The organism is Vibrio sp. D173a (assembly GCF_030248475.1).
Map to the genome: position 1 here is coordinate 1 of NZ_JAHGAH010000697.1, position 855 is coordinate 855.

Genomic DNA, 855 nt, shown 5'->3' on the forward strand with positions numbered 1-855 from the left:
TATCCAACAAACCCATGTAGGCGGTAAAGCCCGGCATACCCATAATGCCCAAAGCAAAAGAAGGGTGACTAGGGTTCATGCCAAGCTTGACCAAGCCTTCGCCATTAGATACGCCATAATCTTGCCAACCCGTGTACGCCAATACCCATTCGCCGACTTGGTAGTCTGAATGTTGTGATTGCTCGACTTGGCAAACTGTTGCACCGACCATCACATCGTCAATTGCGACTGGATCTGCGTAAGATTTTGCGTCATTCATACGACCACGCATGTACGGGTCAAGCGATAGGTAGATCGAGCGCAATAAGACTTCACCGCTATTAATACTTGGTTTAGTCACTGTCTCTAATCGGAAGTTCTGTTCTGTTGGTGCACCGACAGGGCGGGAGGCGAGTACGATTCTTCTGTTGTCAGTCATTGGATATCCTTAATGATGTCTGTTTATATTAGACCAGGCGTCTAGTGTGTGTTTCTAAAAATCCCGCCTATCTTATTGAGGCGGGAAAGTTATTGTTATGTTCGTGTCATTCGAGTGACTAAGCTAGCGCGATGATACGTTTTGTTTCGTCAAAAGCGCTGTCTAGGGTATCTGGATTTTGGCTCAACTTACTTAACAGACTCGCGCCTAACCAGAGTGAATAAAGGTTTTTAGCGACTTGCTGGTGGTCTAATGAAGCAATCGACCCTTCTTTAACACCATTTTCTAAACACGTTGCCATTTGCTGAACCACACTGTCAGCACCTTTTTGCAAAGCGAGTCGCATTGAATCAGAAAGATCAGATACCTCTGCTGAGAGCTTTACAACCAAACATTTGTGAGCGTTGCAGCCACCGTTTGGTGTGTCACGCCAGCGA

General features: G+C 46.2%; 1 protein-coding gene and 1 pseudogene. Both read right to left on the reverse strand.

Annotated features, from left to right (window positions below; translation table 11 throughout):
• Positions 1-418: pseudogene (locus KIV40_RS28605) on the reverse strand (NADP-dependent oxidoreductase); the annotation flags it as partial.
• Positions 419-536: 118 nt separating this feature from the next.
• Positions 537-855 (reverse strand): TetR family transcriptional regulator C-terminal domain-containing protein (locus KIV40_RS28610; RefSeq protein ID WP_285352602.1); only part of this gene is annotated, 319 nt, incomplete at its 5' end.